Annotated in this window: 13 protein-coding genes, 3 tRNA genes and 1 pseudogene; 8 read left to right on the forward strand and 9 right to left on the reverse strand. The window is 53.1% G+C overall.

Annotated features, from left to right (window positions below; genetic code table 11):
• The 6 genes from FD737_RS22085 to FD737_RS22110 all read left to right on the forward strand — a co-directional run.
• On the forward strand, window positions 1-496 hold a 496-nt coding region (locus tag FD737_RS22085; RefSeq protein ID WP_202404634.1), incomplete at its 5' end, for a SufD family Fe-S cluster assembly protein.
• A gap of 39 nt (window positions 497-535) precedes the next feature.
• A complete protein-coding gene (gene sufC / locus FD737_RS22090) occupies window positions 536-1282 on the forward strand; it encodes a Fe-S cluster assembly ATPase SufC (RefSeq protein ID WP_034821684.1) in 747 nt (248 codons plus the stop codon).
• On the forward strand, window positions 1257-2534 hold the full coding sequence (gene sufD, locus FD737_RS22095; protein ID WP_038647308.1) for a Fe-S cluster assembly protein SufD: 1278 nt from the start codon (window positions 1257-1259) through the stop codon (window positions 2532-2534). Before sufC ends, sufD begins: the two co-directional genes overlap by 26 nt.
• Window positions 2531-3754 (forward strand): cysteine desulfurase SufS, encoded by a 1224-nt coding sequence (gene sufS / locus FD737_RS22100; protein ID WP_160834597.1) that lies wholly within the window; start codon window positions 2531-2533, stop codon window positions 3752-3754. Before sufD ends, sufS begins: the two co-directional genes overlap by 4 nt.
• A gap of 20 nt (window positions 3755-3774) precedes the next feature.
• Window positions 3775-4191 (forward strand): cysteine desulfuration protein SufE, encoded by a 417-nt coding sequence (sufE, locus tag FD737_RS22105; protein WP_038647304.1) that lies wholly within the window; start codon window positions 3775-3777, stop codon window positions 4189-4191.
• A gap of 61 nt (window positions 4192-4252) precedes the next feature.
• Window positions 4253-5284 (forward strand): L,D-transpeptidase family protein, encoded by a 1032-nt coding sequence (locus FD737_RS22110; RefSeq protein ID WP_097119273.1) that lies wholly within the window; start codon window positions 4253-4255, stop codon window positions 5282-5284.
• A gap of 69 nt (window positions 5285-5353) precedes the next feature.
• On the opposite strand, the gene FD737_RS22115 is transcribed toward FD737_RS22110, so the two are convergent.
• The 6 genes from FD737_RS22115 to FD737_RS22140 all read right to left on the reverse strand — a co-directional run bounded on the left by FD737_RS22115 (window position 5354) and on the right by FD737_RS22140 (window position 9426).
• On the reverse strand, window positions 5354-5590 hold the full coding sequence (locus tag FD737_RS22115; RefSeq protein WP_007374746.1) for a major outer membrane lipoprotein: 237 nt from the start codon (window positions 5588-5590) through the stop codon (window positions 5354-5356).
• 305 nt (window positions 5591-5895) lie between these two features.
• Window positions 5896-7308, reverse strand: coding sequence for a pyruvate kinase PykF (gene pykF, locus FD737_RS22120; RefSeq protein WP_160834598.1), 1413 nt, complete (start codon window positions 7306-7308; stop codon window positions 5896-5898).
• A 344-nt stretch (window positions 7309-7652) separates the two neighbouring features.
• Window positions 7653-7729, reverse strand: a tRNA-Val gene (locus tag FD737_RS22125).
• A gap of 12 nt (window positions 7730-7741) precedes the next feature.
• Window positions 7742-7818: transfer RNA gene (locus FD737_RS22130), tRNA-Val, on the reverse strand.
• A 3-nt stretch (window positions 7819-7821) separates the two neighbouring features.
• Window positions 7822-7898: transfer RNA gene (locus FD737_RS22135), tRNA-Val, on the reverse strand.
• Between the two features lie 154 nt (window positions 7899-8052).
• On the reverse strand, window positions 8053-9426 hold the full coding sequence (locus tag FD737_RS22140) for an MATE family efflux transporter (protein WP_058959751.1): 1374 nt from the start codon (window positions 9424-9426) through the stop codon (window positions 8053-8055).
• Between the two features lie 198 nt (window positions 9427-9624).
• Between FD737_RS22140 and FD737_RS22145 the strand changes: the two genes are divergently transcribed.
• Window positions 9625-10275 carry a riboflavin synthase gene (locus FD737_RS22145; protein WP_034821656.1) on the forward strand — a complete coding sequence of 217 codons (651 nt, stop codon included), beginning with the start codon at window positions 9625-9627 and terminating at the stop codon, window positions 10273-10275.
• Window positions 10276-10323: 48 nt separating this feature from the next.
• Here FD737_RS22145 and cfa read toward each other — a convergent pair.
• A pseudogene (gene cfa / locus FD737_RS22150) lies at window positions 10324-11472 on the reverse strand (cyclopropane fatty acyl phospholipid synthase).
• A 309-nt stretch (window positions 11473-11781) separates the two neighbouring features.
• The gene (punC, locus tag FD737_RS22155) at window positions 11782-12984 is read right to left on the reverse strand and encodes a purine nucleoside transporter PunC (protein WP_160834599.1); all 1203 of its coding nucleotides are present in this window, start codon (window positions 12982-12984) and stop codon (window positions 11782-11784) included.
• A 107-nt stretch (window positions 12985-13091) separates the two neighbouring features.
• Here punC and punR point away from each other — a divergent pair, with 107 nt between their 5' ends.
• A complete protein-coding gene (punR, locus tag FD737_RS22160; RefSeq protein ID WP_160834600.1) occupies window positions 13092-14003 on the forward strand; it encodes a DNA-binding transcriptional activator PunR in 912 nt (303 codons plus the stop codon).
• On the opposite strand, the gene purR is transcribed toward punR, so the two are convergent.
• Window positions 14000-15025, reverse strand: a complete 1026-nt coding sequence (gene purR, locus FD737_RS22165; protein ID WP_034821643.1) for an HTH-type transcriptional repressor PurR — start codon at window positions 15023-15025, stop codon at window positions 14000-14002. The genes punR and purR overlap by 4 nt on opposite strands.
• Window positions 15026-15267 lie beyond the last annotated feature (242 nt).

The raw sequence follows: 15267 nt of genomic DNA on the forward strand, positions 1-15267 counted from the left end.
CTGCATTTTGCGCGGTGACTATTCCGTGGGTGAGTTCTACTCCGTGGCGCTGACCAGCGGCCGTCAGCAGGCGGATACCGGCACCAAGATGATCCACATTGGTAAGAACACCAAGTCGACCATCATCTCGAAAGGGATCTCTGCCGGTAAGAGTGAGAACACCTATCGTGGTCTGGTGAAAATCATGCCAACCGCGACCAACGCGCGTAACTTCACCCAGTGTGACTCGATGCTGATTGGTGCCGAATGTGGTGCGCACACCTTCCCATATGTGGAAACGCGCAACAACACGGCACAGCTGGAACATGAAGCCACGACCTCGCGTATTGGTGAAGACCAGATGTTCTACTGCCTGCAGCGCGGCATTAGCGAAGAAGATGCGATCTCAATGATCGTCAACGGCTTCTGCAAAGACGTTTTCTCCGAGCTGCCACTGGAATTCGCCGTGGAAGCGCAAAAACTGTTGGCTATCAGCCTTGAGCACAGTGTGGGCTGATGCCACACGCGTTGCCGGAAGCAATGTGAAGGAAAGAGTATGTTAAGCATTAAAGATTTACAGGTTAGCGTTGAAGACAAAGAGATTTTGCGCGGTCTGAACCTTGAAGTGAAACCAGGCGAAGTCCACGCCATCATGGGCCCTAACGGCTCAGGTAAAAGTACCCTGTCTGCAACGCTGGCAGGTCGTGAAGATTACGAAGTGACCGGTGGTTCTGTCAGCTTCCATGGCAAAGACCTGCTTGAGCTGGAGCCAGAAGAGCGCGCGGGCGAAGGCATCTTCATGGCGTTCCAGTATCCGGTTGAAATCCCGGGCGTCAGCAACCAATTCTTCCTGCAGACCTCTGTGAATGCAGTGCGCAAATACCGTGAGCAGGAAGAGCTGGATCGTTTTGATTTCCAGGACTTCATCGAAGACAAAATTAAACTGCTGAAGATGCCTGAAGATCTGCTGACCCGTTCAGTGAACGTCGGCTTCTCCGGTGGTGAGAAGAAGCGTAACGACATTCTGCAGATGGCTGCTCTTGAGCCAGAACTGTGCATCCTGGATGAAACCGACTCCGGTCTGGATATCGATGCGCTGAAAATCGTCGCTGAAGGCGTTAACAGCCTGCGTGACGGTAAGCGTTCATTCATTATCGTGACCCACTACCAGCGTATCCTGGATTACATCAAGCCAGATCACGTGCACGTGCTGTATCAGGGCAAAATCGTTAAGTCTGGCGATTTCTCGCTGGTTAAACAGCTGGAGGAGCAAGGCTATGGCTGGCTTACCGACGAAGAGTGATAACGCCCTGCAACAGTGGCATCACCTGTTTGAATCGCGCGGTGAGGTGCGTTCTCTGCAGGCACAGCAGCACTGGCAGCAATTAATGCGTGTCGGCTTGCCGACCCGTAAGCATGAAAACTGGAAATACACCGCGCTGGATGGCCTGTTCGCCAACCAGTTTGTGTTGCCAGAAGCGCAGACCGTGACGGCGGAACAGGTTGCTGAGCTGGCGCTACCGGTGGATGCGGTGCGTCTGGTGTTTGTTGATGGCCGCTTCCAGCCTGAGCTGAGCGCGCGCGACACCGATCTGTTTGACGTGCAGCACAGCCGTGCGGCTGAACGCCGCCCGTTGCCGGCTGCGGTGCAGCCAGAAGTGTTCCTGCATCTCACCGAAAGCCTGGCGGAAGAAGTGACTTCCATTCGTCTGGCGCGCGGCAAATCGGCGGCACGTCCGCTGTATTTACTGCACATCACCAGCGGCAAAGCCGATGCGCTGAACACCGTTCATCACCGCCATCATCTTGAGCTGGAGCAGAGCGCCGAAGCTGAAGTGATTGAGCATTACGTGACGCTGAACGGTGCGGCCCACTTTACCGGTGCACGCTTTACCTTTGCTGTCGCCGACAATGCCCAGCTGAAACACATCAAGCTGGCGTTCGAAGAGAGCAGTAGCTATCACTTTGCACACAATGACATCGTCATTGGTCGTGATGCACAGGTCAGCAGCACCAGCTTCCTGCTGGGTGCTGGCTTGTCTCGTCACAACACCAGCGTGCAGCTCAACGGTGAAAACACCCAGCTGTCACTGAACAGTCTGGTGCTGCCGATCAACGCAGAAGTGGCGGATACCCGCAGCTATCTTGAACACAACAAAGGCTACTGCCTGAGTCGTCAACTGCACAAAACCATCTCGCGCGATAAAGGCCGTTCGATTTTCAACGGTCACATTAAAGTGGCGAAGCATGCACTGAAAACCGACGGACAGATGACCAACAACAACCTGTTGCTCGGTCGCCTGGCGGAAGTGGATACCAAGCCGCAGCTGGAAATCTATGCGGATGACGTGAAGTGTAGCCATGGTGCGACCATCGGCCGTATCGACGATGAGCAGATGTTCTATCTGCGCTCGCGTGGTATCCCTGAAGATGCCGCACAGCAGATGATTATCCATGCGTTCGCGGCTGAATTGACCGAACTGCTGGAAGAAGAACCGCTGCGCCAGCTGGTGCTGGAACGCATTAGTGCGCGTTTCCCTGGAGTTGAGTTATGACTTTCGATCTCGAACGAATCAGAGCGGAATTTCCGATTCTGAAACGTGAGGTCAACGGACATCCGCTGGCCTACCTTGATAGCGCGGCCAGCGCTCAGCGCCCGCTCGCGGTCATCAATGCGGAAAGTTATTTTTACCAGCACGGCTATGCAGCCGTGCACCGTGGCATTCACTCGCTCAGTGCGCAAGCCACCACCGATATGGAAAACGTGCGCACCCAAGCCTCGCGTTTTCTCAATGCGGCATCGCCAGAAGAGATTATCTTCGTTAAAGGCACCACTGAAGGCATCAATCTGGTAGCCAACAGCTGGGGCGGCAGTCAGCTGCAATCGGGCGATAACATCATCACCACGGAGATGGAGCACCACGCTAATATCGTGCCGTGGCAGATGGTGGCGCAGCGCACCGGGGCTGAAATTCGCGTTCTGCCGCTTAACGAGCAGGGCGAACTGGCTGTTGAGCAGCTGAGCGGGCTGATTGATAGCCGCACGCGCCTGCTGGCAGTGACGCACGTTTCTAACGTCCTCGGTACAGTCAATCCGGTGAAAGCCATCGTGGCGCAGGCGAAAGCCGCGGGTGTTGTCACGCTGGTGGACGGTGCGCAGGCGGTGATGCATCACAAAGTGGATGTGCAGGATATCGATTGCGATTTCTACGTCTTCTCTGGCCATAAAATTTATGGCCCGACCGGTATCGGCGTGTTGTATGCGCGTAAAGCGCTACAGGAGATCATGCCTCCCTGGGAAGGCGGCGGTTCAATGATCGATCAGGTGATGCTGCCAACCGGCACCACCTGGAACACTGCCCCGTGGCGTTTTGAAGCCGGCACACCGAATACCGGTGGCATCATCGGCTTAGGCGCGGCGCTGAACTGGATCAGTGAGCTGGGATTGGATGTCATCAACGAACGTGAGACCTCTCTGATGCGTTACGCATTAGATAAGCTCGCGTCGGTACCCGACCTGATTATCTACGGTCCGGCACAACGCAGTGGCGTGGTGGCATTCAACCTTGGTAAGCATCATGCCTTTGACGTCGGGAGTTTCCTCGATCAATACGGCATTGCCATCCGCACCGGACATCATTGCGCTATGCCTCTGATGCGCCACTATGCGGTGCCCGCAATGTGTCGTGCCTCATTTGCGCTGTATAACAGTGAAGAAGAAGCCGATCGCCTGGCAGCAGGTTTGACGCGTATTCATAGTCTGCTGGGCGGTTGAGCAGATATCAGGAGTTATCCATGGCGAATTTGCCAGAAAAAGAGAAGCTGGTGCGCAACTTTAACCGTTGCGCAAACTGGGAAGAGAAGTATCTCTACATCATTGAACTCGGTGCGAAATTACCAGAATCCTCTGAAAGCTTACAGCAGCCAGAGTATGTGATTTCGGGTTGTCAGAGTCAGGTGTGGATCCGCATGACCCCACAAGCTGATGGCACCATCGCCTTTGAAGGCGACAGTGATGCCGCCATTGTTAAAGGTTTGATTGCGGTAGTATTTAGCCTCTATCAGGGCTTGCAAGCGCAGGAGATTCTCGCGCTGGATGTCGGTCATTGGTTCGCAGAATTAGAGTTGACTCAACACCTCACTCCTACACGTTCTCAAGGATTGGAAGCGATGATTCGCGCGATCCGTCATAACGCTCAAAGCCTCAGCTAAGTTACACTCTCCAGACCCCGGCATGACCGGGGTCTGTTCCATCCGACAAAGAGAAAATTGCATGAAACCAGCGTTACGTTTAGCCGGTGCATTGCTGTTGTCCTGCTTCGGACTTTCTGCACCTGCATTTGCAACGGAATATCCCCTGCCAGCCGATAACAGCCGTTTAATTGGCGAGAATACCCTGACCACTGTCCCTGACGACAAACGGCCCTTAGAGAGCATCGCAGCGCATTATAAGATTGGGATGCTCGGCATGCTGGAGGCCAATCCTGGCGTCGATCCCTGGCTGCCCAAAGCGGGGACGCAACTGACGGTTCCATTACAAATGCTGCTGCCTGATGCACCCCGTGAAGGTATCGTCATCAACCTTGCTGAACTGCGTCTGTATTACTATCCGAAAGGGGAGAATCGCGTGGTGGTGTATCCAATCGGTATTGGCCAGTTGGGCGCTGCAACACCGAGCATGGTCACCAGCATCAGCCAGAAAATCCCCAATCCCACCTGGACGCCTACCGTCAATATCCGCAAACGCTACGCGAAAGAGGGCATCACCTTACCGGGTGTCGTTCCGGCCGGGCCAGATAACCCGATGGGCCTGTTTGCGATGCGTCTGGCGCGTGGTACCGGCCAGTATCTGATCCATGGCACCAACGCCGATTTCGGTATTGGGATGCGCGTGAGCTCAGGCTGTATTCGTTTGCGTCCGGATGATATCGAAGCGCTGTTCAACAGCGTGCCAAAGGGAACGAGGGTGCAGATCGTTAACGAGCCGATCAAGTATGCGGTGGAACCGGATGGTAAGCGTTACGTTGAGGTGCATCAGCCGTTGTCGCGCAATGAGAAGGACGATCCGCAAACCATGCCAATTGCGTTGACTGCGAAATCTAAGGCGTTTATCAATAGTCAGAAGAGTGATACCGCACTGATCAAAGAGGCGATGGTGCGTCGTTCAGGAATGCCAGTGCTGGTGAGCAGCGGTGAGCCCATCACGCAGGAAACAGCATTACCCGCGGTGCTTCAAACGCAGCAGGATGGCGCAGGACAAGCGACCATCAGTCAGGCGATGGGTGAGAGCGGCGCAAAACCCTGATTCAGGGAGGGGCAAAATCAGGACAAAAAAAATGGTGCCACATGGGCACCATTTTTCAAACCAGAACTCTTACTTACGGTAAGAGTGAGCCTGGTTGTCCAGACGCTGGTTAGCGCGAGCTGCGTCATCTTTAGCAGCCTGAACGTCAGAACGGATTGCGTTCACGTCGTTGCTCAGCTGGTCAACTTTAGCGTTCAGAGTCTGAACGTCTGAAGACAGCTGGTCGATTTTAGCGTTGCTTGAGCAACCAGCCAGCAGAGTTGAACCCAGAATTACCGCGCCCAGTACCAGTTTAGTACGATTCATTATTAATACCCTCTAGAATTGAGTTAATCTCCATGTAGCGTTACAAGTATTACACAAAGCTTTTTGAGTTGAGAATAAATTTTTGATGAGAACATGCTTAAATTTGATCGTTCGCTCAAAGAAGCAGCGTTTCGCAGAAGATGATGAAAATATTTAGCTAAAACAGAGGGATTTAATCGGACTAACCTTAATTGTGCGGGATATTGAATAGTTATTATCGATTGGAAAAATCTGGATTTTGTATTAGCGCAAGAATAAAAAAAGCGCCCCGTAAAGGCGCTTTTAAATAAAACTTCAGGCAAAAATCAGAGTACGTGGACTGAAGCGGTGTTGGTCGTGCCACTTGGAACCAGTGCACCTGACACCATCACCACAACGTCGCCTTTCTGTGCATAGCCACTTTCCAGCGCCATTTCCTTGCCAATACGGTAGAAATCATCCGTTGAGGCAATTTCAGTCATCAGACGCGTCTCAACGCCTTTGCTCAGAATCAGCTGGCGTGCGGTAGTCGCATTGGTGGTCAGCGCCAGAATGGTGGCATCCGGGAAGTATTTACGAATCGCTTTGGCAGACTTACCGCCTTCGGTCGCCACCACAATTACTGGGGCTTCCAGCTTTTCTGCTGTTTCCACTGCGCCACGGCACACCGCTTCGGTGATGCGCAGTTTGCGTGAATCCTGCAGCTCGCCAATGCGAGATTTCATCACGCGGTCGGTACGCTCGCAGATAGTGGCCATGATGGTCACAGATTCCAGCGGGTAACGACCCTTAGCACTTTCACCCGACAGCATAACCGCATCAGTACCATCAAGGATGGCGTTCGCCACGTCGCCTGCTTCCGCGCGGGTAGGGCGTGGGTTCTTGATCATCGAATCCAGCATCTGCGTCGCGGTGATGACCACTTTGCGTGCTTTATTACATTTCTTGATCATCATCTTCTGCGCGAAGATCACTTCTTCAACCGGGATCTCAACGCCCAGGTCACCACGTGCAACCATGATGCCGTCAGACGCTTCCAGAATCTCGTCGAAGTTGTTCAGGCCTTCCTGGTTTTCGATTTTAGAGATGATCTGGATATGCTCGCCACCGTGGGCTTTCAGATGCTCACGGATTTCCAGCACATCTGAACGTTTACGGATAAAGGAAGCCGCGACGAAATCAACGCCTTGCTCGCAACCGAAGATCAGGTCACGTTTGTCTTTTTCAGCCAGCGCTGGCAGCTGGATGGAAACGCCAGGCAGGTTAACGCCTTTGTTTTCGCCCAGGTCGCCGTTGTTCAGCACGTTACAAACGACCGTGTTTTCTGTGACTTCAGTAACCTGCATGCCAATCAGGCCATCATCGACCAACACAGTGTTGCCGATTTTCAGGTCTTCGGTGAAGCCTGCATAGGTCACAGCAACACGTTCGCTGTTACCAATCACTGACTGATCGGTGGTGAAAGTGAAAGTCTGGCCGGCTTTTAATGAAACATCGTTGCCGCCTTCCAGTTTCATGGTACGAATTTCAGGACCTTTGGTGTCCAGCAGAATCGCGGCCTGACGACCGGTTTTTTCCATGACGGCACGCATGTTAGTGATGCGCTGACCATGTTCGGCATAATCCCCGTGTGAGAAGTTCAGGCGCATGACGTTCATGCCCGCTTCCAGCAGTTGAGTCAGCATCTCTTCAGATTCGGTTTTCGGACCGATAGTACAAACAATCTTGGTCTTTTTCATGTCAGGTTTTCTGTAAGTTGTGATGGATGATAGAGGTCGGGATTCGCGGCGTTTGGCAGCGAAGTGAAAATGTGTATGGTGTTGGTTTGGATCGTACAGGAGTAAGAATAGGTGACAGAGGCTAAGCGTGCAGAGAAGTTATGCAGTACGCGAGGGAACTGGCAGAGCAGTGTTGCGCAAATCATTTGAGTTGTTGGCATAGGCACGTTAGCGCTGAAACCTTTCAGGTGGACAACGCGGCATAGTATAGACGCTAAGTATGCGAAAACCAATATAAAAGCTGAGAGAGAAAACGATGCAGATCAAGGAAAGGGGTGTTGCGCAAAGAGAGAGAAAACAAAAAGTGGTGCGCTCTAATGGACTCGAACCATCGACCCCCACCATGTCAAGGTGGTGCTCTAACCAACTGAGCTAAGAGCGCATTTTAGAAATTTGGTGCGTCCGAGTGGACTCGAACCACCGACCCCCACCATGTCAAGGTGGTGCTCTAACCAACTGAGCTACGGACGCACTTGGTGCGCTCTAATGGACTCGAACCATCGACCCCCACCATGTCAAGGTGGTGCTCTAACCAACTGAGCTAAGAGCGCAACATGCTATCAGGGCGACAGCGGGGACGAATATTAACGGCAGGCCGCGATGCTGGCAAGGGAAAAAATGATTTTCCATGACGACTGACCAGCATCTGTGCGACCCGCTGTTTTTTTAGGCATTGCGGGGGCAAATAACGGCCTGTTCAGCGACTTAGCGGGCCGCGCGCGCCAAAATTATCTGCGCCGGCAAACGTTGCAACCGAAGAATACGCCAAATCATCATCACGGCAGCAGACGTCAGGCCGACAATAAATCCGCACCAGAATCCCGCCGGACCGAGTTGCGGTACCACCCAGTCGGTCAGCGCCAGAATATAACCCACCGGTAAACCCAGTACCCAATAGGCAATCAGGGTGATAAAGAAGATGGAACGCGTATCTTTGTAGCCGCGCAGAATCCCGCTACCAATGACCTGAATGGAATCTGAGAACTGATAGATGGCAGCGAGCAGCATCAGCTGGGCGGCCAGCGTAATCACTTCTGGATTGGCGGTATACAGTGCGGCGATATGTTCACGGAAGGTGATGGTGAAGATCGCTGTGATAGCGGCCATGCTGATACCGACACCTTGTCCCGTCCATGCCGCCACGCGCGCCTGTTCAGTTGACCCCTGCCCAAGACGATAGCCCACGCGGATGGTGGTCGCGACACCGAGTGACAGTGGCAGAACGAACATCAGCGAACTGAAGTTCAGCGCAATCTGATGACCCGCGACTTTGACGATCCCCAGCGGAGAGACCAGCAGTGCCACCACCGCAAACAAGGTGACCTCAAAGAACAGTGCCAGCGCCACCGGTAACCCGAGGGTAAACAGCCGAGACAAGATGACGCGTGAGGGTGGTGACCAGCGGCTGTTCATGCGAATATCGCGCATGCTTGCCATGCGTTTCAGCCAGAAACGCATCACCATAAACATCACCCAGTAAACCGAAGCGGTGGCAACACCACAGCCTACGCCCCCGAGTGCGGGCATACCGAAATGACCGTAAATAAAGACGTAGTTCAGGGGAATGTTAACCAGCAAACCTAAAAAGCCCAGCAGCATGGCTGGCTTGGTTTTTGATAAACCATCGCACTGATTACGCGCCACCTGGAAGAACAGGTAGCCGGGTGCACCCCACAGTAATGCATGGAGATAGCCTTCGGCTTTAGCCGCCAGTTGCGGATCGATATCGTGCATGGCATGAATCAAATAGCCGGCATTCCACAACACCACCATGATCAGCAATGCGACTGCCAGTGCCAGCCAGTAACCCTGACGCACTTGTTCCGCGATGCGTTCGCGGCGTCCTGAACCGTTGAATTGCGCAACGGTGGGCGTCAACGCCAGCAGAAGACCATGACCAAACAGAATGGCGGGAAGCCAGATAGAGGTGCCGACAGCAACGGCGGCCATATCCGTGGCGCTCACCGCACCGGCCATAATGGTATCCACAAAACCCATCGCCGTCTGAGCCACCTGAGCAAGGATGACCGGGATCGCGAGGGCCAGCAATTGACGCGCTTCTGTTAAATACTTCTGCACGTAACACCTGCTTAAATTAAGAAGAGAAGAGGGGAGATATCCCCAAAGAATGCGCGGCTAGTGTAGCGGTAGCGCTGCGTTCCACCAAACTTTGATCGCATTTTGTTAAGTTAATTGTGTAAAGTTTGAACTCCGGCAAATTAAACCGCGCTGCTCAAGCTGTGATAAACTGGCGCAAACTTCGCAGAGGCTGAGAGTATGTTTACTGGAATTGTGCAGGGCACGGCCGAAATTATCGCCGTAGAAGAAAAAGAGTTGTTTCGTACCCATATCGTACGTCTGCCGGAAGAACTTTTACCGGGATTAGCGTTGGGCGCCTCGGTGGCGCACAACGGCTGCTGCCTGACGGTGACGGCGATTGAGGGCGATCGCGTGAGCTTCGACCTTATCAAAGAAACCCTGCGCATTACCAACCTGGGTGAATTAGCGGTGGGCGATGTGGTGAATATTGAGCGCGCGGCGAAGTTCAGTGACGAAATTGGCGGACATTTAATGTCTGGCCATATTATGACCACAGCAGAAATCTGCAAAATCATCCAGTCTGAAAATAACCGTGAAGTGTGGTTTAAATTACAGGATGCTTCTCAGATCAAATATATCCTGCATAAAGGTTTCGTCGGTATCGATGGCATCAGCCTGACCGTGGGTGACGTCACTAAAAGCAAATTCTGTGTGCACCTGATTCCGGAAACGCTGGAGCGCACCACGCTGGGTGCGAAAAAACTGGGGCACAAAGTGAACATTGAGATCGATCCCCATACTCAGGCGATTGTCGAGACGGTGGAACGCGTTTTGGCCCAACGTGAAGCCGCGGCTATCGCGCTGGCGCAAGCCGCAGACGCTGAGTAATCCAATAAAAAAAGGCGCCGCGGCGCCTTTTTAAATTCTCATCTTTGATTACCGTGCAACGCGTAAACCACCTTCTTTACCGCGACTGAATACCACCTGCCACAATTGGATGTCACGCGCGCGGAAAGCGCCGGCGCAAGCATTGAGATAATAACTAAACATCCGTTTAAAGCGATCGCCGTATTTTTCTTCCAGTTGCGGCCAGGTCTTCTGGAATCGTTCATGCCATGCCATCAGGGTGGTGTCATAATCCGCACCAAAATTATGCCAGTCTTCCATAATAAAATGCTTCTCGCTGGCATCAGCAATTTGACGCACAGACGGTAAACACCCGTTGGGGAAGATATATTTATCAATCCAGGGATCCACATTCATATCGGTGGTGATGGCACCAATGGTGTGCAGTAAAAATATGCCGTCTGGTTTGAGATTGCGATCGGCAACGTCAAAATAAGTGGCATAGTTTTTCGGCCCCACGTGTTCGAACATGCCGACGGATACAATGCGATCGAACTGCAAATTCAAATCACGGTAATCCTGCAGCAAAATGGTCACGTCCAGCCCTTCACAGCGCTGCTGAGCTAACTTCTGCTGCTCAGCCGAGATGGTGACGCCATGCACTTTGACGCCATAATTGCGCGCGGCAAATTCAGCCAGTCCGCCCCAGCCGCAGCCGATATCCAGCAACGTCATGCCGGGTTCAAGCTGCAATTTGCGGCAGATCATATCCAGCTTGGCATACTGAGCCTGTTCCAGTGTTTCAGCGTCTTTCCAGTAACCGCAGGAGTACTGCATAAAGGGATCGAGCATCAGTGAAAAAAGATCGTTACCGAGATCGTAATGTTCTTTCCCGACAATCCAGGCGCGTTTCTTAGACTGTAAATTGGTTAAACGCGCGGCCGCAATACGCAAGGTATCTTTAAAATGACGTGGGAGTTGTTTATCCAGATGTTGTTGCAGAACGCGATGGAAAAAGACATCCAATTGTTCGCAATCCCACCAGCCATCCATATAACTTTCACCCAGACCTAGCGATCCTTCCTACAAAACACGTTTAAAAAAATCCGGATGCTTGACCTGAATATCCCAGGGGCGTGTGCCATTGACTGCAACATCAGCGCGTTCCAGTAATTCGTTGACGATGCGAAACCAGTGGTTTTCTTCAAGGCTCACTTCTTCTATACACGATGAACTCATAGCTTCTCCATCACCCTTCCGATTTGAACCTGTGGAAATAATAGTCAATTTCCTAAGGCCTGTGAGAGAACTCACGGAAAATCCGTGCGCCAGATATCCGACGTTTTACAGAGGCATGAATCTGAATAGAAATGTCTGGCACCAATCAGGAGAGGAAGATCGTGCAGACGCCATCCCAGCGACAGGGTCGCTTAAAATTAATGCAATTATGTTATTGATTTGTTGCAGAAATGCTGACCCACTGAGTATATGCTCACGTGGGTCAATATTCAACGGGTTATCGTTAGTTTGCTAACGATAATCGTTGCATCAGTGATTATCTTCGCAGGGACGGGAGGTGTGAGCAATATCACTTTGTGCGTTTAAGCTGCGTTGCCAGATGAAGCCAGCCCAGGCCAGCACCACAGTGGCGACCATCACCAGTGTGGTGTTATAGAGCGCCTGTTGTAATCCGGCAGAGACCAACAGGCTGGCGATAAAGCACAAACCCAGTTGCAGCAGATTTTGCAAACCTGCGGCTTTGCCCGTGGCGTGCGGAAAAGGCGCTAATGCGCTGGAAACCACAATCGGGTAAATGGCGCCATTGGCCAGTGCCATGCCACAGAAAGGCAGCAGCAGAGCAATCAACGAAGGCGCAGGCAGCATCGCGACGACAAACAGACTTAATATGCTCAGGCTGTAAAGCACCAACAGCCACGGCAGCAGTTGCGATCCTTGATATCGGCTCAGCATCGCGCGGCAACCAAAGCCACCAATCAAAAACGCGATGGTTTGCGGAATATAGCTCAGACCAATATCGGCGGGAGTTAAACCCGCAGACGCCAGGATAAACGGCGAACCGGTTAGCCAGGCAAAGAAACTGGCAGAACAGGCAGAGTAGATCAGCACGTTGCCGCTGTAGACACGTGTGGAGAGCAGATTCAGCCAGCCGGGTTGCGGAGCATTATCTGCTTTGGCTTTTTTAGGCGCAGTAAGCTGCAGCGTGCCGATGACCAGCAGCACGGCAATGATCGTCAGCACGACAAAGATACTGCGCCAGTGGAAATGGCCCATCAGCCATGCACCTAACAAAGGTGCCAGCGCAGGAGAAAGGGCAACCAGTGGCATTATGGTAGCAAAAACTTTATTGGCCTGGGCTTTGGGGTAGCGATCGACCACCAGTGCCTGCCAGCTGACCGCGGCGGCGCACACGCCAACCGCCTGCACAAAGCGCAGTGCCAGCATCATATTGACGTCCGTCACCCATAACATCCCCAGGCAACCCAGGGCAAAAATCGTCAAACCTGCCAATAAAATGGGTTTACGTCCAAAGCGATCTGACAACGGTCCCCAGAATACCTGGGCGCAGGCAAAACCACCGAGAAATAGACTGAGGCTGGCGCTGATGGTGCCCGGCGCGGTGGCGAAGTCACGCTGCATATCGCCAAAAGCAGGCAGATACATATCCGTAGCGAGGAAGCCGAGCATGCTGAGCACGGCAAGATAGGGCATAAATCCTTTTGACGACAACATAGTAATTCTCATTGGCAGATTGAACGTCGGGGAGTGTAAAAGAGTGCGTCATTCTTTGTGAAACGCTAATATTTGCGCAGTGCTGTTAAAATTTTTGAAGGCAAAGTATGTGGTCTGAGTATGCGCTGGAAGTAGTGGACGCCGTCGCGCGCAATGGCAGTTTCAGCGCAGCGGCGCAGGAATTACATCGCGTGCCCTCTGCCGTCAGCTATACGGTGCGTCAGCTGGAAACCTGGCTGGCCGTGCCGTTATTTGAGCGTCAGCACCGTGAGGTGGTGTTAACCCCTGCAGGCGAGCATTTTGTGCGTGAAGGGCGATCTGTTATCAAAAAAATGCTGGCAACCCGCAGGCAATGCCAGCAACTGGCGAATGGCTGGCGCGGACAGCTAAGTATTGCCGTGGATTGCATTGTAAAACCCCAGCGTACCCGACAACTGGTAAAGGATTTTTACCGTCATTTCCCGGATATGGAATTGATCATCAGCTACGAGGTATTTAACGGTGTATGGGATGCCTTAGCGGACGGGCGGGTCGATGTGGCAATTGGCGCCACCCAGGCGATTCCGGTGGGTGGACGTTTTGCCTTTCAGGATATGGGTGCCCTCAACTGGCGTTGTGTGGTCAGTCCCGACCATCCTCTGGCCGCGAGTACCGACCTCAATGAAGAAGTGTTGCGTGCCTGGCCATCGCTGGTGCTGGAAGATACGTCCCGCGCATTACCGAGACGCATGACCTGGACGCTGGATAATCAGCGACGTCTGGTGGTGCCAGAGTGGGAAACAGGGATGGATTGTTTGCAGGCGGGATTGTGCGTGGGCATGGTGCCAGGCCACCTGGCGCGGCCATTATTGGATAAGGGTGCGTTGGTCGAGCTATCACTGCCGCAGCCGTTTCCGGAAAGTCCCTGCTGCGTCAGTTGGTCAGAACAGCGTGCGTCACCCGCGCTGGAGTGGTTACTCGTCTATCTTGGCGATGCTGAAACGCTGAACCACGAGTGGCTCAGCGAAAATCAGCTTTAACGGCGGTAATCACGGAACGGGCCGTCCGCCACGGAGCGCCGCTCAATCAGTGTAGGCTGGACCTCAATGGTTTGCGGCTCTTCGCGTTTGCTGGTGATGCGATCCAGCAGCATTTCCAGCGCTTTTTTGCCCAACTCCGCTTTCGGCTGGTGAACTGTGGTGAGCGCAGGGGTGAAGTAGCGCGCGTTGCGCACGTTATCATAGCCAATCACGGAGATGTCCTGCGGCACGCGCAGTCCCATCTCATCGGCGGCACAGATCGCGCCCATCGCCATGATATCGCCCCCGCAGAACACGGCGGTCGGACGCTGTTTCTGATTAAGGATCTGCTGCATCGCCTGATAACCCGATTCTGGCTCGAAGTCGCCCTGAACAACCCATTCAGGCCGCACGGTCACACCGCCTTCGCTCATCGCCTGCAGGAAGCCCGCATGGCGCCCGCCGCCGGTGTTGCGCTCCATTTGACCCGGAATCGCACCGATATCTCGGTGACCGCGCTCGATAAGGTAGCGTCCAGCCAGGTAACCCCCCTGGAAGGCGTTATCCTGTACGGTATCGGTGAAGTCGCCGCGAGATGCGCCCCAGTCCATCACGACCATCGGAATGTTGCGGTTGTCTTCCAGCATCTGCAGCAAATCGTCAGGATACTCGGAGCACATGACTAACAGACCATCCACACGCTTTTGCGCCATCATCGACAGGTAAGCGCGCTGCTTTTGCAAATCGTTATGTGCGTTGCCCAGAATCAAGGTATAGCCGCGTTCGAAACAGTGGTTCTCAACCGCTTCGATAATTTCGGCAAAGTAGGGCGCTTCGCTGGAAGTGGCTAACAGTCCCAGCGTTTTGGTGTGATTCACCTTCAAACTACGCGCAACGGCGCTCGGCGAATAGTGCAGCTCTTTAATCGCTTCCCATACGGCGTTACGCGTTTCCTCTGCAACAAAACGCGTTTTGTTGATGACATGCGAAACGGTGGTGGTAGATACACCCGCGCGTTTCGCTACATCTTTAATTGTTGCCATGAAAAAGGTACTCCCCGGCTTATCGCAACTTACTGATAAGTATATTGTTAAACGTTTGCGTCTGCGAAGGGTTTTATGCCTTAAAAGGGGGGGCAAATCTGCCGTTTCAGGCAGGGAAAATCACTTCAGCAGGCTGTAAATACAGCATGCGCAAAATCAGTTGCGCAACGAAAGGCGGCGATTCTAGCAAGCCAGCGCGGATAAGACGAGATTTTTGCCCACTGCTGTGCGAAAATTGTTTT

Origin of the sequence: Pantoea sp. Seng, from assembly GCF_009829935.1 — a bacterium.
Taxonomy (GTDB): domain Bacteria; phylum Pseudomonadota; class Gammaproteobacteria; order Enterobacterales; family Enterobacteriaceae; genus Pantoea; species Pantoea communis.

Coding starts and splice junctions, on each gene's coding strand:
- sufC (WP_034821684.1), top strand. CDS start 536: ATGTTAAGCATTAAAGATTTACAGGTTAGCGTTGAAGACAAAGAGATT.
- sufD (WP_038647308.1), top strand. CDS start 1,257: ATGGCTGGCTTACCGACGAAGAGTGATAACGCCCTGCAACAGTGGCAT.
- sufS (WP_160834597.1), top strand. CDS start 2,531: ATGACTTTCGATCTCGAACGAATCAGAGCGGAATTTCCGATTCTGAAA.
- sufE (WP_038647304.1), top strand. CDS start 3,775: ATGGCGAATTTGCCAGAAAAAGAGAAGCTGGTGCGCAACTTTAACCGT.
- FD737_RS22110 (WP_097119273.1), top strand. CDS start 4,253: ATGAAACCAGCGTTACGTTTAGCCGGTGCATTGCTGTTGTCCTGCTTC.
- FD737_RS22115 (WP_007374746.1), bottom strand. CDS start 5,590: ATGAATCGTACTAAACTGGTACTGGGCGCGGTAATTCTGGGTTCAACT.
- pykF (WP_160834598.1), bottom strand. CDS start 7,308: ATGAAAAAGACCAAGATTGTTTGTACTATCGGTCCGAAAACCGAATCT.
- FD737_RS22145 (WP_034821656.1), top strand. CDS start 9,625: ATGTTTACTGGAATTGTGCAGGGCACGGCCGAAATTATCGCCGTAGAA.
- punC (WP_160834599.1), bottom strand. CDS start 12,984: ATGTTGTCGTCAAAAGGATTTATGCCCTATCTTGCCGTGCTCAGCATG.
- punR (WP_160834600.1), top strand. CDS start 13,092: ATGTGGTCTGAGTATGCGCTGGAAGTAGTGGACGCCGTCGCGCGCAAT.
- purR (WP_034821643.1), bottom strand. CDS start 15,025: ATGGCAACAATTAAAGATGTAGCGAAACGCGCGGGTGTATCTACCACC.